The 23,943-nt window shown below is 53.4% G+C and carries 19 protein-coding genes; 12 read left to right on the top strand and 7 right to left on the bottom strand.

The features are described 5' to 3' along the window. Positions 1–24 precede the first annotated feature (24 nt). The 7 genes from rlmD (at position 25) to EIP93_RS17920 (ending at position 11,933) form a co-directional block, all read left to right on the top strand. On the top strand, positions 25–1,374 hold the full coding sequence (gene rlmD, locus EIP93_RS17955; protein ID WP_125233066.1) for a 23S rRNA (uracil(1939)-C(5))-methyltransferase RlmD: 1,350 nt from the start codon (positions 25–27) through the stop codon (positions 1,372–1,374). Positions 1,375–1,427: 53 nt separating this feature from the next. Next, positions 1,428–3,662 carry a GTP diphosphokinase gene (gene relA, locus EIP93_RS17950; RefSeq protein WP_103861733.1) on the top strand — a complete coding sequence of 745 codons (2,235 nt, stop codon included), beginning with the start codon at positions 1,428–1,430 and terminating at the stop codon, positions 3,660–3,662. Between the two features lie 387 nt (positions 3,663–4,049). After that, positions 4,050–4,862 carry a nucleoside triphosphate pyrophosphohydrolase gene (mazG, locus tag EIP93_RS17940; protein ID WP_103861732.1) on the top strand — a complete coding sequence of 271 codons (813 nt, stop codon included), beginning with the start codon at positions 4,050–4,052 and terminating at the stop codon, positions 4,860–4,862. Positions 4,863–5,088: 226 nt separating this feature from the next. Beyond that, positions 5,089–6,726, top strand: coding sequence for a glutamine hydrolyzing CTP synthase (gene pyrG, locus EIP93_RS17935; protein WP_039486203.1), 1,638 nt, complete (start codon positions 5,089–5,091; stop codon positions 6,724–6,726). Between the two features lie 98 nt (positions 6,727–6,824). Then, positions 6,825–8,120: a phosphopyruvate hydratase gene (gene eno / locus EIP93_RS17930; protein WP_039513233.1), complete on the top strand. Its 1,296-nt coding sequence runs from the start codon at positions 6,825–6,827 to the stop codon at positions 8,118–8,120. A 526-nt stretch (positions 8,121–8,646) separates the two neighbouring features. Then, positions 8,647–10,848 carry a TonB-dependent receptor gene (locus EIP93_RS17925; protein WP_125233065.1) on the top strand — a complete coding sequence of 734 codons (2,202 nt, stop codon included), beginning with the start codon at positions 8,647–8,649 and terminating at the stop codon, positions 10,846–10,848. 5 nt (positions 10,849–10,853) lie between these two features. Continuing rightward, on the top strand, positions 10,854–11,933 hold the full coding sequence (locus EIP93_RS17920; RefSeq protein ID WP_103861730.1) for an ABC transporter substrate-binding protein: 1,080 nt from the start codon (positions 10,854–10,856) through the stop codon (positions 11,931–11,933). A gap of 85 nt (positions 11,934–12,018) precedes the next feature. Here the strand turns inward: EIP93_RS17920 and EIP93_RS17915 are convergent, their stop codons facing one another. Further along, a complete protein-coding gene (locus tag EIP93_RS17915) occupies positions 12,019–12,696 on the bottom strand; it encodes a type 1 glutamine amidotransferase domain-containing protein (RefSeq protein WP_105879763.1) in 678 nt (225 codons plus the stop codon). A 47-nt stretch (positions 12,697–12,743) separates the two neighbouring features. Beyond that, on the bottom strand, positions 12,744–14,162 hold the full coding sequence (locus tag EIP93_RS17910; RefSeq protein WP_107333386.1) for a coniferyl aldehyde dehydrogenase: 1,419 nt from the start codon (positions 14,160–14,162) through the stop codon (positions 12,744–12,746). Between the two features lie 295 nt (positions 14,163–14,457). Here EIP93_RS17910 and EIP93_RS17905 point away from each other — a divergent pair, with 295 nt between their 5' ends. The 3 genes from EIP93_RS17905 to bglB all read left to right on the top strand — a co-directional run bounded on the left by EIP93_RS17905 (position 14,458) and on the right by bglB (position 18,393). Next, on the top strand, positions 14,458–15,348 hold the full coding sequence (locus tag EIP93_RS17905; RefSeq protein ID WP_103861728.1) for a LysR family transcriptional regulator: 891 nt from the start codon (positions 14,458–14,460) through the stop codon (positions 15,346–15,348). A 302-nt stretch (positions 15,349–15,650) separates the two neighbouring features. After that, positions 15,651–17,210 (top strand): MFS transporter, encoded by a 1,560-nt coding sequence (locus EIP93_RS17900; protein WP_010309927.1) that lies wholly within the window; start codon positions 15,651–15,653, stop codon positions 17,208–17,210. A gap of 43 nt (positions 17,211–17,253) precedes the next feature. Next, the gene (gene bglB, locus EIP93_RS17895; RefSeq protein WP_095700449.1) at positions 17,254–18,393 is read left to right on the top strand and encodes a beta-galactosidase BglB; all 1,140 of its coding nucleotides are present in this window, start codon (positions 17,254–17,256) and stop codon (positions 18,391–18,393) included. Between the two features lie 120 nt (positions 18,394–18,513). Here bglB and EIP93_RS17890 read toward each other — a convergent pair whose 3' ends face one another. From EIP93_RS17890 to EIP93_RS17880, 3 genes are all read right to left on the bottom strand, one after another. After that, positions 18,514–18,720, bottom strand: coding sequence for a hypothetical protein (locus EIP93_RS17890; RefSeq protein ID WP_125233064.1), 207 nt, complete (start codon positions 18,718–18,720; stop codon positions 18,514–18,516). 117 nt (positions 18,721–18,837) lie between these two features. Further along, positions 18,838–19,584 (bottom strand): SDR family oxidoreductase, encoded by a 747-nt coding sequence (locus EIP93_RS17885; protein WP_125233063.1) that lies wholly within the window; start codon positions 19,582–19,584, stop codon positions 18,838–18,840. An 8-nt stretch (positions 19,585–19,592) separates the two neighbouring features. Beyond that, complete coding sequence (locus EIP93_RS17880) at positions 19,593–20,582, bottom strand: MBL fold metallo-hydrolase (protein WP_125233062.1); 990 nt, start codon at positions 20,580–20,582, stop codon at positions 19,593–19,595. A 98-nt stretch (positions 20,583–20,680) separates the two neighbouring features. Between EIP93_RS17880 and EIP93_RS17875 the strand changes: the two genes are divergently transcribed. Beyond that, on the top strand, positions 20,681–21,613 hold the full coding sequence (locus EIP93_RS17875) for a LysR family transcriptional regulator (protein ID WP_125233359.1): 933 nt from the start codon (positions 20,681–20,683) through the stop codon (positions 21,611–21,613). Positions 21,614–21,628: 15 nt separating this feature from the next. Here the strand turns inward: EIP93_RS17875 and EIP93_RS17870 are convergent, their stop codons facing one another. Then, positions 21,629–22,612, bottom strand: coding sequence for an MBL fold metallo-hydrolase (locus EIP93_RS17870; RefSeq protein WP_125233061.1), 984 nt, complete (start codon positions 22,610–22,612; stop codon positions 21,629–21,631). 203 nt (positions 22,613–22,815) lie between these two features. Here EIP93_RS17870 and queE point away from each other — a divergent pair, with 203 nt between their 5' ends. Further along, positions 22,816–23,487, top strand: coding sequence for a 7-carboxy-7-deazaguanine synthase QueE (gene queE, locus EIP93_RS17865; RefSeq protein ID WP_039272795.1), 672 nt, complete (start codon positions 22,816–22,818; stop codon positions 23,485–23,487). 84 nt (positions 23,488–23,571) lie between these two features. Here the strand turns inward: queE and queD are convergent, their stop codons facing one another. Beyond that, positions 23,572–23,934 carry a 6-carboxytetrahydropterin synthase QueD gene (gene queD / locus EIP93_RS17860; RefSeq protein WP_103861725.1) on the bottom strand — a complete coding sequence of 121 codons (363 nt, stop codon included), beginning with the start codon at positions 23,932–23,934 and terminating at the stop codon, positions 23,572–23,574. Positions 23,935–23,943: the final 9 nt, after the last annotated feature.

Genomic DNA, 23,943 nt, shown 5'->3' with positions numbered 1-23,943 from the left:
CAAGAGATCAATCGATAGTACATTATGGCGCAATTCTACTCTCCAAACCGGCGTGTGACGACCCGGAAAGCAATTCCTGCTAAGAACCTCACTGTTACGGTCACGTCGCTTGATCCGTTTGGGCAGGGGGTGGCGCGTCACGAAGGCAAGACGGTGTTTGTCACGGGTGTACTGCCGGGAGAGCAGGCCGAGGTCCAACTGACAGAAGAGAAGCGTCAGTTTTCGCATGCAAAACTTAAACGCCTGCTGACGCCTAGCCCGCAGCGCGTTACGCCGCCGTGCCCGCATTTTACCCGCTGTGGCGGTTGCCAACAGCAGCACGCGGATATCGCGCTGCAACAGAGCAGTAAATCGGCTGCATTGATGCGTTTGATGACGCGGGAAACGGGCGCAGAGCTGCCTGAAGCCTCGCTGATTGCTGGCACACCTTATGCCTATCGGAGGCGCGCGCGGCTTGCGTTATACTTTCAGGCAAAAGAGCAGCGTCTGTTGATGGGCTACCGGCAGTCAAATTCTCACGATCTGGTGGATATCAAAGCCTGTCCGGTGTTGCGCCCCGAGCTTGAAGCGTTGCTGCAACCGCTGCGCGATTGCCTGAGCCGATTAAAGGCGGTGAAGCGCCTTGGGCATGTGGAGCTGGTGCAGGCGGAGAACGGTCCGCTGCTGGTGCTGAGGCACCTTGACCCACTCTATTCATCGGATCAACTGGCGCTGCGTGATTTTGCGCAGCAGCAGGGCGTTTCGGTTTATCTGGCACCGGATGCCGATTCGCTGACGTGTTTACAGGGTGAAGAGCCGGTTTATCACGTTGCTGGGCTGACGCTGGCCTTTAGCCCGCGTGATTTTATTCAGGTTAATGACGCAGTGAACCAGCAGATGGTCGCGCAGGCGCTGGCATGGCTGGATGTGCAACCGCAGGATAGAATATTAGATCTGTTTTGCGGCATGGGTAACTTCACGCTACCGCTGGCACATCGTGCCGCCAGCGTCGTTGGTGTGGAGGGGGTGACCGCGTTAGTTGAGAAAGGACGCGAGAATGCCCGACGCAATGGGTTGTCCAATGTCACATTTTTTCACCAAAATCTTGAAGATGACGTCACGCAGCAGCCATGGGCGGCTCAGGGTTTTGATAAGATATTACTTGATCCGGCACGTGCGGGCGCGGCAGGCGTGATGGAACAGATAACCAGACTGGCACCGAAACGCGTGGTGTATGTCTCCTGTAACGCCACGACGCTAGCACGCGACAGCAAAGTATTACTGGCCGCTGGTTATCGGCTGGCGAATGTCGCCATGTTGGATATGTTTCCACATACCGGTCACCTTGAATCGATGGCACTGTTTTTGCACGATACCGGCACGCGAAAGGCGTAATAGGCAGCAAAGCGGCGTCGTTTGCAAGGTGAAGGGTAACGTAGGGAGAAATTATGGTTGCGGTAAGAAGTGCGCATTTGAATACGGCAGGTGAGTTTGTCCCTGACGCGTGGATTGCTTCACTGGGTATTTCCAGCCAGCAATCGTGTGAACGTTTAGCCGAAACCTGGCGTTACTGTGAGCAGCAAACGCAAGATCACGCCGATGCATCGCTACTGCTGTGGCGCGGCATTGAAATGGTGGAAATCCTGTCCACGCTGAGCATGGACAATGACAGCATGCGCGCGGCGCTGCTCTTTCCGCTGGCAGATGCGAACGTGGTGGATGAGGCGACGCTGGAAGCCGCGTTTGGTAAAAACATCGTTGATTTGGTGCATGGCGTGCGCGATATGGATGCAATCCGCCAGCTCAAAGCGACGCAGAATGATTCAGGCTCGTCTGAGCAGGTCGATAACATCCGCCGCATGCTGCTGGCGATGGTGGAAGATTTCCGCTGCGTGGTGATCAAGCTCGCCGAGCGGATCGCGCACCTGCGTGAAGTGAAGGATGCCCCGGAAGAAGAACGGGTATTGGCGGCTAAAGAGTGTACCAATATCTATGCGCCACTGGCTAACCGCTTAGGTATCGGCCAGTTAAAGTGGGAGCTGGAAGATTTCTGCTTCCGCTATCTGCATCCTGATGAATATAAAAAAATCGCCAAGCTGCTGCACGAGCGCCGTATCGATCGTGCGCAGTACATTGACGATTTTGTCAAAACGCTGCGCAACGCGATGAAAGAAGAGGGCGTGCAGGCGGAGATCTACGGTCGTCCTAAGCATATCTACAGCATCTGGCGCAAGATGCAGAAGAAAGCGCTGTCGTTCGATGAGCTGTTTGATGTCCGTGCGGTACGCATTGTCGTTGAGCGCTTGCAGGACTGCTACGGGGCGCTCGGTATCGTGCATACCCACTATCGCCATCTGCCGGACGAGTTTGACGACTACGTCGCTAACCCCAAACCAAACGGCTATCAGTCTATTCACACGGTGGTGTTAGGGCCGGGTGGAAAGACGCTCGAAATCCAGATTCGTACGCGGCAGATGCATGAAGATGCCGAACTGGGCGTCGCAGCACACTGGAAATACAAAGAAGGCACCTCCGTGGGCGGGCGTTCCGGTTACGAAGGCCGCATTGCCTGGCTGCGTAAACTGCTTGCCTGGCAGGAAGAAGTGGCGGATTCGAATGATGTACTGGACGAAGTTCGCAGTCAGGTGTTTGACGACCGGGTTTATGTCTTTACGCCGAAAGGCGATGTGGTGGATCTCCCTACGGGCTCCACGCCGTTGGATTTTGCTTATAACATCCACAGTGATATCGGGCACCGCTGCATCGGGGCGAAAATCGGCGGACGTATCGTGCCGTTTACCTACCAACTGCAAATGGGCGATCAGATTGAAATCATCACCCAGAAGCAACCGAACCCGAGCCGTGACTGGCTGAACCCGAATTTAGGCTATATCACCACCAGCCGCGGACGTTCGAAGATCCAGAACTGGTTCCGTAAGCAAGATCGCGACAAGAACATTTTGGCGGGTCGACAGATCCTGGATGACGAACTGGCGCATTTGGGTGTCAGCCTGAAAGCCGCGGAAAAACTGCTGCTGCCGCGTTACAACGTGAATTCGCTGGATGAGTTACTGGCCGCCATCGGTGGCGGTGATGTTCGTCTGAACCAGATGGTGAATTTCCTGCAATCGCAGCTAAAACAGCCGAGTGCGGAAGAGCTGGATCGCGAAGCGCTGCGTCAGCTGACGCAAAAATCGCATCAGCCAGCGGCACGTAACACGAAGGACAACGGTCGCGTGGTAGTGGAAGGTGTGGGCAATCTGATGCACCACATTGCCCGCTGCTGCCAGCCGATTCCGGGTGATGAGATCACCGGGTTTATCACGCGCGGACGCGGAATTTCGATTCACCGTGCCGACTGTGAACAGTTGGACGAGCTGCGCGCCAGTTCGCCGGAGCGCATTGTGGATGCGGTATGGGGCGAAAGCTACTCCAGCGGCTATTCGCTGGTGGTGAGGGTGATTGCTAACGATCGCAGCGGGTTGCTGCGAGATATCACCACGATTCTGGCGAATGAGAAGGTTAATGTACTGGGCGTCGCCAGCCGCAGCGATACCAAGCAGCAACTGGCCACGATTGATATGGATATCGAGATCTACAACCTGCAAGTGCTGGGCCGCATTCTGGCGAAGCTCAACCAACTTCCAGATGTGATCGATGCGAGGCGCCAGCAGGGGGCGTAAATACTGGTTTCACCATCAGCCAGGTGAAAATCTTGTGCGGGTGTGGTGAACAGTTTCGTGCGTGATTAGCCGTATTGTTCTTTGTGGCACCATTGCCACGCCCGACTGAGGGATGCTCAGACGCCGCATCCCTCAGAACCCTGGCTTTTGGCGAGAATTGTGCCGCGATGCGGTTCCTTCGATGAACATGCCCGCTGTCGAGCCGCCTGTGACGCGTTCCCTACGCGGCACAGGCTTTCGCCGCATCCATGCGGCTCACTCGGCGATCATGTGCATCTCAGCACAATTTTCTACGCCGTTTAAATGAAGATAGTGATGTCTTTGCGCTTTTTAGCACAGTTAGCTACCGTGTTTTGCTATTTTCACACAAATTTTTTCAGGAATATTATGATTGTACCTTTGACGAATTTATCCTCCGTTGAGCGCCTGCTCGCCATCATGAAAACCCTACGTGACCCTGAAAATGGTTGTCCGTGGGATAAGGAACAGACTTTTGACACTATCGCGCCTTATACGCTGGAAGAAACGTATGAAGTGTTGGATGCCATCAGCCGTCAGGATTTTGATGACTTGCGCGGTGAGTTAGGGGATTTGCTGTTTCAGGTGGTGTTTTACGCGCAAATGGCGCAGGAAAAGGGCTTGTTCGATTTCTCCGACGTGTGTAACGCCATCAGCGACAAGCTGGAACGCCGCCACCCGCATATTTTCGGCGACTTGACGCTGACGGACAGCGATGCCGTGCTGGTAAAGTGGGAACAGACCAAAGCGCAGGAGCGGGCGGAGAAAGATCGTCATTCGCCGTTGGATGACATTCCTGATGCGCTGCCTGCCTTAATGAAAGCGCAAAAAATTCAGCAGCGTTGTGCCTCTGTTGGCTTCGATTGGGATAGCCTGGGCCCGGTGCTCGACAAAGTTTATGAAGAGATCGACGAGGTGATGTTTGAGGCGCGGCAAGCCGTTGTCGATGAAGAAAAATTAGGTGAAGAGATTGGTGATTTATTGTTCGCTACAGTCAATCTCTCTCGTCATCTGGGGCACAAGGCTGAGAATGCGTTACAGGCGGCAAATCGCAAGTTCACTCGTCGTTTTCGCGAGGTAGAACAAATCGTTACGGCATCGGGAAAAACGCTGGAACAGGCGACGCTGGATGAAATGGAAGCCGCATGGCAGCAGGTGAAAAAACAGGAAATAGGTCATTAATCCGTTTTTAATCATAAACTCTGTTTTTATCGATTTTAATGAATTTATTATATTGTTTTTAAAGGTAATTATTGGTTGTGGTGAGGGCGGTTTTACTTCGCCTTCGAGGGTGTTGGAATCGCCACATTGTGTAAAACGAACATTTGTGGCGTTCATCAGGTTCAGGTATACTACTTTCCCGTCTTGGTACCTCCATCGTCTTTAAACCTAAACTCTCAGGTTCAGCATGACAACTAATTATATTTTTGTGACCGGCGGGGTCGTTTCCTCTCTGGGTAAAGGCATTGCCGCAGCCTCTCTGGCGGCTATTCTTGAAGCCCGTGGCCTCAACGTTACCATCATGAAACTGGACCCGTACATCAACGTGGATCCGGGCACGATGAGCCCGACGCAGCACGGTGAAGTGTTTGTCACCGAAGACGGCGCCGAAACCGATCTGGACTTGGGTCACTACGAGCGGTTCATCCGCACCAAAATGTCGCGCCGCAACAACTTCACCACTGGCCGTATCTACTCTGATGTCCTGCGCAAAGAGCGCCGTGGCGACTATCTGGGCGCGACCATTCAGGTGATCCCGCATATCACCAACGCGATTAAAGAACGCATCATTGAAGGTGGCGAAGGCCACGATGTCGTTCTGGTAGAAATCGGCGGTACCGTCGGCGATATCGAGTCTTTACCGTTCCTTGAAGCGATTCGGCAGATGGCGGTGCAAGTGGGCCGCGAACACACGCTGTTTATGCACCTGACGCTGGTGCCGTATCTGGCGGCGGCGGGCGAAGTGAAAACCAAGCCGACGCAGCACTCCGTTAAAGAACTGCTTTCTATCGGTATTCAGCCTGATGTGCTGATTTGCCGTTCCGATCGCACTGTGCCTGCCAACGAGCGTGCAAAAATTGCTTTATTCTGTAATGTGCCGGAAAAAGCAGTAATCTCCCTTAAAGACATTGATTCAATTTATAAAATCCCGTCGCTATTGAAATCACAGGGGCTGGACGATTATATTTGTAAACGATTCAGCTTGAACTGTCCCGAAGCGAACCTGTCAGAATGGGAACAGGTTGTGTATGAAGAAGCGAATCCGGGCGGTGAAGTCACTATCGGTATGGTCGGCAAATATGTTGCGCTGCCGGATGCCTACAAATCCGTTATTGAAGCCCTGAAACACGGCGGGTTGAAGAACCGTCTGACGGTAAATATCAAGCTGATCGACTCACAGGATGTTGAAACCCGTGGCGTCGAAGTATTGAAAGATTTAGACGCTATTCTGATTCCGGGCGGTTTTGGCTATCGTGGCGTCGAAGGGAAAATCATGTCGGCGCGTTACGCCCGTGAGAACAATATCCCTTATCTGGGCATTTGCTTGGGTATGCAGGTCGCATTAATGGAATTTGCTCGCAACGTTGCTGGAATGGAAGGCGCAAACTCAACGGAGTTTGTGCCAGACTGTAAGTACCCAGTGGTTGCGTTGATCACCGAATGGCGTGATGAGAACGGTGAAGTTGAAATCCGTGATGAAGCCAGCGATCTGGGCGGCACCATGCGCGTTGGCGGGCAGCAATGCCATCTGACCGAAGGCAGTCTGGTGCGTCAGATGTACGGTGAGCAGACGATTATTGAACGTCACCGTCATCGTTATGAAGTTAACAACATGCTGTTGAAACAGATTGAAGCGGCGGGATTACGGGTTGCTGGTCTTTCCGCCGACCGCAAACTGGTGGAGATTGTTGAATTACCCGATCATCCCTGGTTCGTTGCCTGCCAATTCCACCCGGAATTCACGTCAACGCCGCGAGATGGACATCCCCTGTTTGCCGGCTTTGTGAAAGCCGCTGGCGCGTACCAGAAGCGTCAGATGAAGTAAGAGTTATATCAGCAACGCGCGATCGCTATCGCGCGTTGTTCGTCTAGGGTTTTAGTTCTATCTAAAGTTTTAGTTTAACTTGTACTGAGGAAAATCTAATGTCCAAAATTGTTAAAGTCATCGGCCGTGAAATCATCGACTCACGCGGAAACCCAACTGTTGAAGCGGAAGTTCATCTGGAAGGTGGTTTTGTAGGTCTGGCTGCTGCGCCATCAGGAGCTTCTACTGGCTCTCGCGAAGCACTGGAACTGCGTGACGGTGACAAATCCCGTTTTCTGGGCAAAGGCGTAACGAAAGCTGTTGCTGCTGTTAATGGCCCGATTGCTCAGGCTGTACTGGGTAAAGACGCGAAAGATCAGGCGAACATCGACAAGATCATGATCGACCTGGATGGTACTGAGAACAAATCCCAGTTCGGTGCTAACGCCATTCTGGCCGTTTCTCTGGCAGCCGCTAAAGCAGCAGCTGCGTCAAAAGGCCTGCCGCTGTATGCTCACATCGCTGAACTGAACGGCACCCCAGGCAAATACTCTATGCCACTGCCAATGATGAACATCATCAACGGCGGCGAGCACGCGGATAACAACGTTGATATCCAAGAGTTCATGATTCAGCCTGTTGGCGCGAAAACGCTGAAAGAAGCCATCCGTATGGGTTCTGAAGTGTTCCACACCCTGGCTAAAGTTCTGAAATCCAAAGGTATGGGTACTGCTGTTGGTGACGAAGGTGGCTATGCGCCAAACCTGGGTTCCAACGCCGAAGCGCTGGCTGTTATCGCTGAAGCGGTAAAAGCAGCAGGCTACGAGCTGGGCAAAGACATCACTCTGGCGATGGACTGTGCAGCTTCTGAATTCTACAAAGACGGTAAATACGTTCTGGCTGGCGAAGGCAACAAAGCGTTCACCTCTGAAGAATTCACCCACTTCCTGGAAGATCTGACCAAACAGTACCCAATCGTCTCTATCGAAGACGGTCTGGACGAATCTGATTGGGCTGGCTTCGCTTACCAGACCAAAGTTCTGGGCGACAAAATCCAGCTGGTTGGTGACGATCTGTTCGTAACCAACACCAAGATCCTGAAAGAAGGTATCGATAAAGGTATCGCTAACTCCATCCTGATCAAATTCAACCAGATCGGTTCTCTGACCGAAACGCTGGCTGCAATTAAAATGGCGAAAGATGCAGGCTACACGGCTGTTATCTCTCACCGTTCAGGCGAAACTGAAGATGCCACCATCGCTGACCTGGCTGTAGGTACCGCAGCAGGCCAGATCAAAACGGGTTCTATGAGCCGTTCTGACCGTGTTGCTAAATACAACCAGCTGATTCGTATCGAAGAAGCGCTGGGTGATGCTGCACCGTTCAATGGCCTGAAAGAAGTTAAAGGCCAGTAATTACGCCTCTGGTGTTATCAGGTAGCGGAGAAAGCGGCCTGATACGCGCCCAGCGTGATTAACTATAAAAATCCAGAAGCGTGAAAACGTTTCTGGATTTTTTTATGACGGACATCCTTGTCCGTCACCCTGCGGGCCGTTGCTGCGCAACGTTGAAAAACGCTCCTGACGTTTTTTTATGGCGGACATCTCTGTTTGTCACCCTTCGGGCCGTTGCTACGCAACGTTGAAAAACGCTCCTGACGTTTTTTATGGCGGACATCTCTGTTTGTCATCCTTCGGGCCGTTGCTACGCAACGCGCTTATCGCCCATCTCTTTCTTTCGTTGAATAGCAGATGCTCACTTTGAGGTATCGGTTATACACCTCGTTTTTATATTTTAATTTTTAATATTCAACGTTTTATAAAATAAATCCCTCTATCACTCGCCTTATTTTCTTCCTGTCATGTCTGTATAGTATGCGGCGATATATAAAAAATTACATATCGATAATTGACATTATATTGACCAACAGGGACATAGCAGATGAAAGCCCCAAAAAAAAATAATAGAAAAAAAGCACAGTGGTTATTACCAGCATTAATGGTGGTTGTTCCACCAGTACTGAGCGCTGAACCCGCAACGAGCAACGCCAGTGAGAAGGCAAAAGCGGCTGACGTTATGATCGTCAAGGCAGAACATAGTGAGACTAATGCAAATCTGGCTGGCGCAGGCATGACGACCGATGATGTGGAGATCGGGCCGTTGGGTAAACGCTCAAGACTGGACACGCCGTATTCGACCACGACTGTAACGGAAGCCATGATTGCTAATCAGCAGGCGAAAAACGTTAACGACCTCCTGAAATACAGCGCATCCAGCCAAATGCAGGCGCGAGGCGGTATTGATGTAGGTCGTCCACAAAGTCGTGGTATGCAAGGTGACGTGCTGGCGAACAGTCGGTTGGATGGGCTAAACATTATTTCCACCACTGCCTTTCCGGTGGAAATGCTGGAGCGGCTGGATGTGATTAACAGCCTGACTGGCGCATTGTACGGACCCGCCAGCCCGTCCGGCCAATTTAACTTCACACAAAAAAGACCCACTGCGCAGACGTTGAACCGCCTTACCGTGGGCTATTCCGGTAAAGGTGCCGCGATGGGGCATGCCGATCTCGGTGGACATCTGGGGGACGAAAACCAGTTCGGCTATCGTATCAACCTGCTGCACGATGAAGGCGAAGGGAGTATCAGTAACAGCACCCTGAGACGGCAACTAGCCAGCGTGGCATTTGACTGGAATATTTCTCCCGATACGGTGTTGGAAGTCAATGCCAGCGAGTATCGCTTCAGGAAAATGGGCTATGCCGGTGGGTTTTCCTATGGGCCGACGATTCAGTTACCTAGCGCACCGGATGTGACGAAACAGGGATACGGGCAAAGTTTTTCGGGCTTGGATCTGGTAACGAAAACCGCCAGTACACGCCTGAAGCACTACTTCAACAATAACTGGTATGCCTCTGGCGGCGTAGGTTATCAAACCGCCGATCGCGGTATGCGTTCACTGTCGAATGCCATTACTAACAATCAGGGCACCGTGAGTACGTCTCTGACTCAGCCTTATACCGCCGGACGCTTTAAGGTATTGAGCAATACGCTGCAACTGAACGGTCATATCGATACGAATGGGCCTTCTCATGACGTGGTATTCAGCACTACGGGATACCAGTGGACGATCTATAACGGGCTGGGGAATAGCAAGCGCTTCCCGCTGGGAAGTAGCACCATTGATTCGCCGCGTAACTATACCGATCCCAGCGATGGGCGTTTCTATCTGGGGTCGGGCCGCTATAAATCCAGCCGTACCAGTCAGCAGGCTATCACGGCTGGCGATACCATCACGTTCAACGATCGCTGGTCGGCGATGGGTGTGGTGAGCCAAAGTTGGATCACCTCACGCAGCTTTGGCGCTGATGGTGAAGTGACTCGCGATACGGGTACTAGTCCAACGCTGTCGCTGATGTACAAACCCTTACCTAATGTGATGACCTATGTCGCCTACGCCGATTCGTTTGAGCAGGGGGATACTGCGCCGGTAAATCAATTAAATCCGGTGGTGAACGAAGGGCAAGCGCTGAAGCCTTATCGCAGTACCCAGTATGAAGCGGGGGTGAAATCGCAGTGGGATGGGCTGAATCTGAACGCGGCCATTTTCCGTCTGGAGCGTCCTTTTGCGTATGTTGCATCGGATAACGTTTTCAGAGAGCAAGGTAATCAGGTTAACACCGGTCTGGAGTTGATGGCGGATGGTGAAGTGCTTTCCGGTTTGCACCTCTATGGCAGCATGACGCTGCTGGATCCCAAGCTGAAAGATACTGCATTAGCGGCAACGCGTGATAAACGGGTGGTTGGAGTGCCGAAGTTTCAGGCCAATCTGCTGACGGAATATAGCCATCCATCAGCACCTAATCTGGTCTATATCGCGAACCTCCACTACACCGGTAAACGTGCCGCGAATGATACCAACACAACCTGGGCAGATAGCTTCGTCACGTTGGATCTCGGTACGCGCTACGGCTTTAAACTATACGATAAACCGGCGGCATTGCGCGTGTCGCTCAATAATGTCACCAATGAACGTTATTGGGCCTCAATTTTCCCCGGCAGCACGGACGGCATTAACGGCGGTGCCAACGCTTTCGTCGGTGAACCACGTGAAATTCGTGCTTCTCTGACCGTTGACTGGTGAGTGTGATGCTGAAACGTAACCTTACAACGCGGTATCGCGAGTATTTGCTCAATGCGTTAGTGCTGTTGGCGGTGAGTTTCTCCGGTGTGCATCTGGTTCAGGCGGAAACGCCTGAACCACCGCAGCGGACAATTCACTATTACGGCGATCGCACTGTAACGGTGCCCGCGACGGTTGAGCGCGTTGCCACCTCGTGGAATGCGCAAAATTCGATACTGGCTATGCTGGGCTATGGCGATCGTATTGTCGGGACGACCAAACTTGTGCGCGATATGCCACTGTTCCGCCAGTTTGTGCCGTCCATCACGCAGGCTTCGCTGGTTGCTCATAGTGGAAACATGGGAATTAACACGGAAGCGTTGATTTCTCGCCGTGCCCAGGTGTTTTTCGTGTCTGACAGCGTTCCGGTTGCTGAAGCCGAAGCGCTGAATAAGGCGGGGATCGCCATTGTGCCGCTCCACTATAACTCACTGGCAGCGATGGTCGAACGCACGCTGATTACCGGTGACGTTCTGGGGCCGGACGCATCGCGTCGGGCACAGGATTTTGCCGCCTACTATCAGGATAACGTCAGGCGAGTGACGGAAGTGATCCAGAACATTCCGTCACAGCAGCGTGTAAAGGTCTACCATGCGGTTGGCGATCCGTTAACGACATCGGGACGTCCTTCACTGAATCAGGATTGGATGGATCTGGGCGGCGCGATCAACGTGGCTGAGCCGTGGTTTAGTCGTTCTGGTGTAACAACCGCGCCCGTTTCGCTTGAGCAAATTTTTCAGGCCGATCCCGATGTGATTATTACGATGCGGGCTGGGGATGCGAAGGCGATTCGTCAGGATGCGCAGTGGCAGCAGCTACGGGCGGTAAAACAGGGGCGCGTCTACGCGAATCCGCTGGGCATGTTCTGGTGGTGTCGGGAAACGTCAGAGCAGGCGCTGCAATTTCTTTGGCTGGCAAAAACGCTGTATCCGCAGCAGATGCAGCACATTGATATGGCAAAAGAGACGCATGACTTCTATCAGCGCTTTTACGGCTTCGATTTAACCGCGCAGCAGGTAAATACTATTTTGTCTCCCCCTGAATGAGATCGATTGCTTCAGAGTAGGGCCGCATCACTAGGCTGATGCGGCCCTGCTTTTTTAGACACAGATGAATGAGGTATAGCGCGGGTTAAGCTAACTGCTTGAGAATCGCTTTAGCGACCACTTCCGAGCTGGCCGGGTTCTGACCGGTGATCAGCTTGCCGTCTTCAACGAGGTACGGTGCCCAGTCCGGGCCTTTTTCGTAAAGCCCACCGAGTTTCTTGAATTCATCTTCAATCAGGAAAGGTACGACGTCCGTCAACTGAACCGCCGCTTCTTCACCGTTGGTGAAGCCTGTCACCTTGCGGCCTTTAATCAGCGCGTCGCCATTTTCTGCTTTCACATGAATCAGTACGCCCGGCGCGTGGCAGACAAAACCGGTCGGTTTGTTGGCGCGCACAAAAGCTTCGATGAGCGCGATAGAGATCGGCGATTCTGCCAGATCCCAAAGCGGGCCGTGACCGCCGGGATAGAAAACGGCATCGAAATCCTGTTCGCTGACGGTATCCAATTTTATCGTATTCGCCAGTTCCTGCTGCGCAGCCGGGTCGGCTTTAAAGCGGTGCGTGAGTTCGGTTTGAAAATCGGCCAAATCGCTTTTCGGGTCAAGAGGCGGCTGGCCGCCAGCAGGGGAGGTGAGCACCAGCTCGGCACCTGCGTCTTTAAAGGTGTAATAAGGGGCGGCAAACTCTTCCAGCCAGAAGCCGGTTTTATTACCCGTATTGCCCAGTTTGTCGTGAGAAGTCAGTACCATTAAAATTTTCATCATTTTTCTCTCTAGGGTTGCAGGATGATCGGGTGAATAGACGCTGGTTACCCTTTCAGGGCGGCGACAATCGCGTCTTGTTTCTCATGGTAAGGCGCACGCAGTGTCAGGTTAGACGCGCCATCTTCACTTTGTATGACAATCGGTTTGGCGTGGCTGAAACGGCGGAATCCATGAACGCCGTGATACGCGCCGATGCCGGATGCGCCAACGCCGCCGAACGGAAGTGTGTCGATAGACACGTGCGTCATTACATCGTTGACGACCAGCGCGCCTGATGTCGTTCTGCTGGCGAAGCGTTGCTGCATGGCCTCATCGTTGCTGAACAGATAGGCCGCCAGCGGGCGTGGATGCGCATTGATGTAGTGAATCGGTTCCTCTGCGGCCTGATAGGTTTTGATGGGCAGCAGCGGGCCGAAAATTTCTTCCTGCATGATCGTCATCTCATCGCTTACGCCGAACACCAGATGCGGGGCAATCTTACGACTTTTAGCGTCGTAGGGCGCTTCGCCTTCTGGTGCCAGACTGACGACGGTCGCGCCTTGCTGCTCAGCCTCTTTCAGAATACGAATCAGGCGATCGTAATGCCTGTCAGCAATGATAGACGTGTAATCTGGATTCGCCTGTAACGTCGGGAAGCTTTTCTGCATAAAGGCTTTTGCGGCATCGCGGAAAGCCTGCTCCTGACCTTCGGGCAGGAGAACATAGTCCGGCGACAGGCAGATTTGTCCGGCGTTGAAGGTTTTCACCGTCAGCGTGCGTTCAACGGCTTCAGTGATATCTGCGCTGCTATCAATCACGACCGGTGATTTACCACCCAGCTCCAGTGTGACCGGCACCAGATTCTCTGCCGCCGCGCGCATCACCTGTTTCCCAACGGCGGTGCTGCCGGTGAAAACCAGATGATCGAACGGCAGTTCGCTGAATGCCTGACCGATTTCTGCATCACCCAGCACCACGGCCAATTCCAGCGGATCAAAATAGTGGGCAATCAATTCCGCCAGCAGCTCAGACGTACGCGGCGTGAGCTCTGACGGTTTCAGAATTGCGGTATTACCGGCAGCAAAAATGTCAGCCAGCGGGCCGAACGATAGGTTCACGGGGAAGTTCCACGGGCTGATCACGCCGATCACGCCCAAAGGCTGATGTTGAATCCATGCCTGCATGCCGGGAGCGGGTTCATCCACAGGTTCTGGCTGCATCCAGCGTTCAACGTTGTCGATGGCGTTCTGGAGTATTTTCAGCGTGATGCCGATGTCGGCGGCGAACGAGTGATACAGGCTGCGATGGCCGAAATCGTCACTCATAGCCTGCGCGAGCGCCGCATGGTTTTCACGGAGCAGGTTGATGCTGCGCTGTAAGCGATCTTGACGCAGTGCGGCATCGGCGGGGCCAGAGGCAATGTGAGCGCGCTTCATCGTATTCAGGATAGCTTGTAAATCCTTTTTGGATTGTTGTGTCGACATGTTTTGTCTCCTTTTCGTCGTCGAGTACCAGAGAAAACAGAAAGTTAGCCGGGGTTTCCGGGTCACTTAAGATGGGATAAAGGATACGGCAGGGGTTGATCCGCTCGCCAACAAGATTATTATTCTGGGGGTATAAATAATTTTATGGCCCATACCCGTCATACTTCAAGTTGCATGTGCGTTGGCTGCGTTCACTCACCCGAATCACTTACTTGAGTAAGCTCATCGGGATTCGCTCTCTTACCGCCTTCCTGAAACTCGAATTATTTAGGGTATAAATATCTATAGGTATCGTATGTCACTTATCCGTCTACGCACGTTTGTGGAAGTCTATCGGCAGCGCTCGATTAGCGGCGCGTCACGCGCGCTCAATCTGACCCAGCCAGCGGTGTCGCAGCATATTGCCGGACTCGAGGTGGCGGTGGGACGTCGTCTCTTTGAGCGTCAGGCAAACGGTGTAACGCCAACGTCGGCAGCGGATGATCTGGCGGCGGATCTGGGGGATAAGCTCGATGAAGCGGAAGCGGCGCTGGCTTCGGCCCGTGCGAGGTCAATGGACGTCGCGGGGACGCTGCATATCATTGGTCATGCGGATTTCATGGCCGAAGTGGTGTCGGAACAGCTATTGCCGCTGCTTGAGGCGGGTGTGCGGGTGCACATGCATACCGGCGACGGCGATTTGATTAAACAAATGCTGCTTGAAGGACATTGCGATCTGGGTATAACGGCGCACCCGGTGACGGATAAGCGGCTGAAAAGCGATCTTTTGAAGAGTGCGACATTACAGGCTGTGGCGGCACCTGCAATCGTCGAGCGTCTATTGCAGACGGGCGATTTGCCGCAGGCGCTGGCGCAGGAACCGATGCTGGCGTATGACCTTGAGTTTCCTCTGATCGATCACTGGTTGAAGAAGAACCGCATGGAGGATAAGGGACTGGTGCCTGCCGTGGTGAGTCAGGATCTGCGTGCGCTGCGTCGCGTGCTGACCAGTGGATTTGGCTGGACGGTGATGCCGGTGTATTTGTGTCAGGACCTGCTGGATGCGGGGGAGCTTGTTGTCATTCCGCCTCCCGTTGGCACAACGCAGCTGGATTACTATCTGGCCTGGGTGCCGGGTGCGCTGCGCCAGCCGCGTTTAGCCCACGCGCGGCAAACTTTCCTGTGGCGACTACAGCACGCTGAATAGCGCTATTCTCTGCTAAAAAAAGCGCCATTTTTCAAGACATCACAAGGCAACGTCCGTTGGCGACGGTGCCCTTCTTCCTGCTGAATTCCTATCTTCTATCCTGTGATCGCCATAAACGAACTGCTGGTTTCGTTCAGTTAAAATCGCTTTTTATAAAATCTTTGAAGCGGATCGCACCAATCTTCCCTGTGCTGCCAGCGTGGGGCGCGTGGTGGCAAAAGCGCAAAGGTTTTCACGATCGCCGGGCGCTACCGTATCAGCGTGACACCTTCATAATTAAAAATGTTCGGGGAAGGATGGCGATGAAAACGCGTAAGATCGGTTTGGCTAACTATTTAGCCTACGGTTCAGGGGACTTTCTTGGTGCGGGTACCACCGCGCTGACGGCCGCTTGGTTACTCTATTTTTACACTACGTTCTGTGGCTTAACGCCGATTGAGGCAACGTTTATTTTTGCGATGGCGCGCGTGCTCGATGCCGTCGTCAGCCCGCTGATGGGCTTCCTGACCGATAACTTCGGTTCAACCTGGCTGGGCAAACGCTTTGGCCGCCGTAAGTTCTTTATTCTGCTCGGTATTCCCTTCGTGTTTAGCTACAGCTTCATGTGGGTCGGGGATATGAGCTATTGGTACTATCTGCTGACGTACCTGCTGTTCGATGTCGTTTATACGATGGTGCTGGTGCCGTATGAAACGCTGGTGCCGGAAATGACCGATGACTTCAAACAGAAGACTAAGTTTTCCGGCGCACGTATCGCGCTGGCGCAGCTGTCTGCGATTTTGGCCGCGTTTCTGCCGGGCATCCTGTTAGGCTACTTTGGCAAAGACAATGCGGTGTCCTTCTTCTATTCGAGTCTGGTGTTCTCCGTTATCTGTGCGCTGGTGCTGACGCTAGTCTATTTCTTTACCTGGGAACGGCCACGCGATCAGATGTCGGAAGCGTCGCTGCGGGCGGAGAAAGAGCGCCAGTCTCTGACGTTAGGCCAAAGTCTGAAACGGCTGAACGTCGAGCTGGTTTCCACGCTGCGTATTCGTATTTTCCGTCAGCATCTCGGGATGTATCTGGGCGGGTATATCGCGCAGGACGTGTTTAACGCCGTATTCACCTACTACGTGGTCTTTGTGCTGATGCAAAGCCCGACCATGGCGTCGAACCTGATGGGAACGATGGCGATTCTGCAATTCATCGCGGTGATCGGCATGATTCCGCTGTGCATCCGCTTTGGGCCAGCTCCATCTTACCGCTTGGTCGTGTGCCTGTTTGGCGTGAGCGCGCTTTCCTACGCGGTCCTGTGGTACAGCGGCCTGCATGACACCTTCTCTCTGCTGCTGTTGATTTCTGCGCTGGCGGGCATCGGACGCGGCGGGATCAACTACGTGCCGTGGAACACCTACACTTACATTGCGGATGTGGATGAAGTGATCACCGCGCAGCGTCGCGAAGGGATCTTCGCTGGGATTATGACGCTGACTCGCAAAGCCTCTCAGGCTGGTGCGGTGATGCTGGTGGGCGTGGTGTTACAGCTCTCCGGCTTTGTGTCCGGCCAGAGCGTACAGGCACCGAGCGTTAGCCACACGATTCTGATGATTTTGAGCTTCGGCACCGTGGGCGTGCTGGCGCTGGGCTTCCTGGTTTCTCTGCGCTTTAAACTCAACCTGCAAACGCACAGCGTGCTGCGGGAAGAGACGCTGAAAATGCGTGAAGCCGGGCGTCCTGTGCCGGAGAAAATTACGCCGCAGGCGCGGGCAACGGTCGAAATGCTGGCTGGTATGCCGTATGAATCGTTGTGGGGCAACAACAATATCGGCTATCTGAACCGCCACAAAGGCGACAAGCCGGTCACGCACGCCACGCAGCCGTAACTGTATTGAACTGTTAACTGATAACTCAATTGGATGAATGACTATGACCGTATTCAGTGTAAAACATAGCCCGCTTTTACGTCAGCCGGAACGCTTCATCTCCCGTGAGGATCTGAAGGCGCTGATTTGCCGTATCACCGACAATCTGGTGAATATCGAGGATAAAACCGGTGAGTTCTTGTTACGGCTGGACGATGGTCGGGTGATTGATACCAAAGGCTGGGCGGGATGGGAATGGACGCACGGCATCGGGCTGTACGGGATTTATCAGTATTACCAGCAGACGGGCGACGAGCAGATGCGCGCCATCATCGACGACTGGTTTACCGAGCGTCTGGCGGAAGGTACGCCGACGAAGAACGTGAACACCGTATGCCCGTTCCTGACGCTGGCTTATCGTTATGAAGAAACGGGCGATGCCCGCTGGCTGCCATATCTGGAGCGCTGGGCGGAGTGGGTGATGTATGAAATGCCGCGCACGGACAAGCAGGGCTTGCAGCACATTGTTTATAACAACGAAAACCACCAGCAGATGTGGGACGACACGCTGATGATGAGCGTGCTGCCGCTGGCGAAAATTGGCAAGCTGTTAAACCGGCCTGAGTTTGTGGAAGAAGCCACATATCAGTTCCTGCTGCATGTGCAATATCTGATGGATCGCGAAAGCGGCCTGTGGTTCCACGGCTGGACGTTCGAAGGGCAGCATAACTACGCCAAAGCGCGCTGGGCACGTGGCAACAGCTGGCTGACGATCGTTATTCCTGAATTTATCGAGCTGCTGGATCTGCCGGAGAACAACGCCACGCGTCGCTTCCTGTTGCAAGTGCTGGAAAGCCAGATTGAAGCATTGGCGAAATATCAGGATGACAGCGGCCTGTGGCACACGCTGATCGACGATCCGAATTCGTACCTTGAAAGCTCGGCAACCGCCGGTTTTGCCTACGGGATCCTGAAAGCGGTGCGCAAGCGCTACGTCGACCCGAGCTACGCTGAAGTGGCGGAGAAAGCGATTCGTGGCGTGATTAATCACGTCAATAAGGATGGTGAGCTGACGCAAGTATCATTCGGCACCGCGATGGGCAACGATCTGGATTTCTATCGCAATATCGCCCTGACCTCCATGCCGTACGGTCAGGCAATGGCGATTCTGTGTCTGGCGGAATACCTGCGGGTGTATCTGTAAAGGGTTAACGTGAGCGTTGCCTCTTAGCCATATTTATTATGCTGGCTAAGGGGCATGTTTCGTGCGCGATACCGCCGCTATTCATATGCGATACCGTATACGCGCCCGACACAGGGAGGCTCAGTCGCCGCCACCCTGTGAACCCTGGCTTCCGGCTAAATTATGCCGCTGCGCGGTGCCATCGGTGTTCATGACCGCGATTCGAGCCGTCAGTGACGCGTTTACTCGCCCCATAAATGTGGCTCGCCCTTCGGGCCAGCACAAGTGCTGTTCAAAAACGTCCCTGACGTTTTTGTCCGACGCGGCACTGACTTTCGCGGCATCCATGCCGCTCACTCGGCGGTCACGCCCACCGCTGCATAATTTTTACGCTGGATAACGGCAAAAACCATAATAATTGGCAGCATTTGTGTATTAGAAATTAGTGAAGATAAGAGGGATGTTTCATTTCCCACCCGCTAGATCGATAAAATTCCCAGTGACATAGGACGCTTCATCCGATAACAGCCAGCCTATCGCTTGCGCGACCTCCATCGGGTGACCACCCCGTTTCATCGGCAGCGAATGCTTGATGCGATCGACTCTTGCCGGTTCCCCGCCGTCAGCGTGCATATCGGTATAAATAAAACCGGGGCGCACGGCGTTAACACGAATGCCCTGATCGGCGACTTCCAGAGACAAACCAATCGTTAAGGTATCGAGTGCGCCCTTTGACGCCGCATAATCAATGTATTCATGCGGTGAGCCCAGACGGGCGGCTGCGGATGACACGTTGACGATAGCGCCGCCTTTTCCGCCATGACGGAACGCCATACGCTTGACCGCTTCCCGAGCACAGAGAAAACTGCCCACCGTATTGGTCGCAAACATGTCGTTAAGTCGCCCGGCATCAAGCTGTTCAATGGTGGCTTGAGGTTTGAGTATCGCGGCGTTATTCACCAGACCCGTGAGGCAGCCAAGTTCTTTATCTGTCCGCTTAAAAAGCTCGATAACCTGCTCTTCATCAGCGATATCGACCTGAACGGCGATGGCGGTTCCACCGCTAGCGCGAATCTCTTCGAGGAGGCTATTCGCACTCTCCTGCTGGGTGCGGTAGCCGATACAAATCTTGTGACCTTTTCCTGCCAGATAGCTCGCGGTTGCGCGGCCAATGCCGCGGGAACCGCCAGTAATTAACGTAATGAATTCCATTTTGCCCCTTAGTTTTTTAGCCCCGCCATACTGTAATTCGCTGGGAGCCAGCGATAGCCGTTTGGTTTACCGTTAGCATCATACACGGCTTTAACCTGGCCTAAACCGGGGAAGGAAATGTGTGCCGCCCCAATCCATTCATTATTGCGTGCGGCCTCTGCCAGAATCTGTAAACGCGCTTCTGCGGCTTCATCCATATTGCGATCGAAGTCGATCGTGGTCAGGGGGCGAGGAAATTGTACGGCTTCGGCATGGATCGTATCGCCCCAGAGCGTCAGTTTTTGACCGTCACTTTCGATCTGATAAAGGCTGTGCCCCGGCGTATGTCCCGGTGCTGGCACGGCGGTAATGCCAGGGAAAAGCCGCTGTTTACCTGCGAAGGTTTTCAGCCGGTTGGCGGCAAGCACGGGTTGCAATGAATCTTCAGACTGCCCGAACGTGTGTTTCTCGCTATCCCGCACATGGTCGCTGTTAGCTGGGTTGAGCCAGAAATCCGCATCCTTCTGGTTAACATAAACGGTGGCATTAGGGAAAACCAACTTGCCATCACGCGAGACGCCGCCGGAATGGTCGGCATGAATATGGGTCAGCAGAACGGTATCGATCTTCTCGGGCGGATAGCCAGCTGCGCGCAGGTTGTCGGGGAGTTTTCCACCCAGTTTACCGAATAGTGGCCCAGCCCCCGTGTCTACCAATATCAGCTGTTTACCCGTATTAATGAGATACGCATTAATGGAGGTTTCAGCCTGTGGCTGGAGATTCTTTTGCGCCAGTAGATGTAGCATTTCCTCATGGGAAATATGGGTGAGCAGCTTATCCAATGGAATAGTGACCGTGCCGTCAGAAAGGGCAGTAATTTCAAACTGGCCTAGCATCATCCGGTAATAACCCGGTGCCTGCGTTCTTTGTTGAGGCACCGATTCTGCCTTGGCTAAAAGGGGCGTTCCCGCCAGTAAAACGACCGATAATAACGTTTGTTTCAGAAGATTCATTTTCATCACACACTCTTGGAAGGTGATCCTGCTTGTCAGGGACTGGAACGATTATTCTGCTGGCGGTACTATTGTTCAAATTGATTAATTTGATACTGCCTATCATGGAAAATGATTTTCGCGGCGTGGATTTAAATCTGTTGGTGACATTTCTGGTGTTGTATCGTGAGAAAAGCGTCTCTGCGGCGGCGGATAAGCTGCATTTAGGGCAGCCCGCCGTGAGTGGTGCGCTGGCACGTTTACGTACCCTGTTTGACGATCCGCTTTTTATCCGTACGGGACAGGTTATGCGCCCGACGGCGCGTGCGGATTATCTGGCGGCCCAGCTATATCCCGCTTTTGGACACTTGCAGTCGGTTCTGGGCGAACCCGAGAAGTTTGATCCGCTAACCGATTCACGCGTGATCACGCTGGGAATGACCGATTGGGTGGAAATATGGCTAATGCCGTTGCTGCTGAAACGGCTCAAAGCGAAGGCACCCAATTTGCGCATCAACCTTGTTGCCACCGATCCGTTTTTGGATGTGGCTCGGCTGGAAAATGACAGCGTCGATCTGGTGATTTCTGTTGCCAGCGCACAGGCAGGCTGGCTGAAGCAGCGTGCCTTGCTAACGTCAGGATTCAGAGTACTTTGGCATCCGCAGCAGCTTGATCTGCCGCGTCCTCTTCCTTTGGCCGTATACAGCCAGCAGCGCCATTTATTGGTGACCTACCGTGAACGTGCACATGGCATCGTGGACGACATGTTGGAAAAACAGGGCATGACGCGGACGATTCATTACACCACGCCACATTTCTCCGCTCTGCCGGGAATATTGCAGCAAACGCCGTCAATCGCTACCGTGCCGGAAAAGCTGGCGACGCAGTGGTGTCAGTATTATGGCTTGATCGATAGCCCCGTGCCGCTTGCGTTACCGACCTATACGCTCTCGGCGCTCTGGCATGCCAGACAGGACAGTAATCCGGCGATAACGTGGCTGTATGGGCAAATTGCTGAGGTGGTGGCAGAGCAGGGGACGGAACCGCCCCCTGCTTGAGTGACGACAAGAAGATTATTGCGATAATCCTGCCACACTGTAATTCGCTGGAAGCCAGCGATAGCCGTTGGTGGTGCCGTTGCGTTCCAGACGCGTGCCAACGTGGCCGATGCCGGGGAAGGGCAGGTGAGCGCCTGCAACCCAGTAACCCTGGCTGGCGGCGTCGGCCAGCGCTTTATTACGGGATTCCGTCGCCTGATCCATATTTGAGTCAAAGCTGATGGTGGTGGCCGGTAAGCTCATTTGCACGGCTTCCGCATGAATGATGTCTCCCCACGCCAGCAGTTTTTTACCTTCGCTCTCGATCAGAAAAGACGTGTGCCCCGGCGTATGTCCCGGGCTCGGAATCGCGGTGATGCCGGGTAACAAGACGGCCTGCTGAGCTGGGAACGTTTTCAGCTTGTTCTCTTTGCGAATAGCATCAAAGGTACTTTGCACGCGTTGGAACGCGGACTTTCTGTTCTCTGGCGCGTTCTTCAGGTTATCCGGGCTGAGCCAGAAGTCGGTTTCTGGCTGGCTGACATACACGGTGGCATTCGGGTAGCTGAGTTTCTTGTCCTGCACCAGACCGCCAAAATGGTCGCCGTGCAGGTGAGTCATCAATACGGTATCGACCTGTTCAGGTTTGTAGCCCGCCGCAATCAGATTCGGCAGCACTTTTCCGACCGTCGGGTTGCTCTGCTTGCCGTTGCCCGTGTCTATCAAAATCAGGTGTTTGCCGGTATTGACCAAATAGGCGTTGATAGAGGTTTCCACCTGCGGCGTCAGCGATTTCTCTGCCAGCAGTTCGGTGATTTTTTCCGGTGGAGTGCGCTGTAACAGTTTATCCATTGGCATGGTATTGGTGCCGTCAGACAGCGCGGTAATTTCAAACTGGCCCAGCATCATGCGGTAATAGCCCGGCTGAGTTTTAATCTGAGCGATATCCTGCGCCTGAACAAATGCAGGCACAAAGGCGCTCGAGATGAGTAATAGGGCTAGAGGTTTCAATAACTTCATTGATTCTTATCCTTGTTAATAATGAAACGTATGAAAGCAGGTGAAGTTGTAACAACAGATTGATTATTGACGCAGGGGCCAAATTACTCAACTGTCCTGACTTTGGCGTGTTCCCGCCAGATTTGTCACGACGTTTCCGCTGTCCTGCAACGCGAATGATTTAGGGTATACTGCATTTTTAAGTGAGAGAGACAGTGAAAACCATGCAGTACCCGATTAATGAAATGTTCCAGACGTTACAGGGTGAAGGCTATTTTACCGGTGTGCCGGCGGTGTTTGTACGCCTGCAAGGCTGCCCGGTCGGTTGTAGCTGGTGCGATACCAAACATACCTGGGACAAACTGGCAGAGCGGGAAACCTCATTGGATCAGGTGCTGGTAAAAACGGAAGAAAGCGATGCCTGGGGCGCGGCGAGTGCGGACGACATTCTGGCGCTGATGGTGCAGCAAGGCTACACGGCACGCCACATTGTGATCACCGGCGGTGAACCCTGCATCCACGATTTAGCACCGCTAACGCTACAGTTGGAAAAGCAGGGTTTCAGTTGCCAGATCGAAACCAGCGGCACGCATGACGTGCGCTGTTCGCCCAAAACCTGGGTGACGGTATCGCCGAAGGTGAATATGCGTGGCGGTATGAAAGTGCTCGATCAGGCGCTGCAACGGGCGGATGAGATCAAACACCCAGTGGCGCGTGAGCGTGACATTGAGGCGTTAGATGCATTACTGGCGCGGCTTGATGATGATAAGCCGCGGATTGTGGCGCTACAGCCGATCAGCCAGAAAGACGATGCGACCAAACTGTGTATCGAGACTTGTATCGCCCGCAACTGGCGGCTGTCTATGCAGACACATAAGTACCTGAATATCGCCTGATATTCATTTACTGATAATAGCGACCGATCGTAGCGGCGTGAGAGAGGAATGCTCACGCCAGACTACAGCACCACCACTTCTTTGTTACTCGCCTTTATAGACGCAGCCGGCGGTGCAGGTTTCTTTCACCATCACGGCGCTGAGCAGCGGTAATGTCGGTTTCAACTGGTGCCAGATCCAGTGCGCCAGCACTTCGCTGGTCGGGTTTTCCAGACCGGGGATCTCATTCAGATAGTGATGATCCAACTGTTCCCACGTAGGTTTGAACGCGGCTTTCAGCTCAGAGAAATCCATCACCCAGCCGGTATACGGATCCACTTCACCGGTAATTTCCAGTCTCACCATGAAAGAGTGCCCATGCAGCCGCCCGCATTTGTGGCCGTCTGGTACGTGGGGCAGATGATGCGCGGCTTCAAACTGAAAATCTTTAAATAGCGTAGTGACCATAGCGATGTT

Origin of the sequence: Pectobacterium versatile (genome assembly GCF_003932035.1) — a bacterium.
GTDB classification, from domain to species: domain Bacteria; phylum Pseudomonadota; class Gammaproteobacteria; order Enterobacterales; family Enterobacteriaceae; genus Pectobacterium; species Pectobacterium versatile.
Note: the sequence above shows the minus strand (reverse complement) of the source record. Positions and strands in the feature narration are given on the sequence as shown.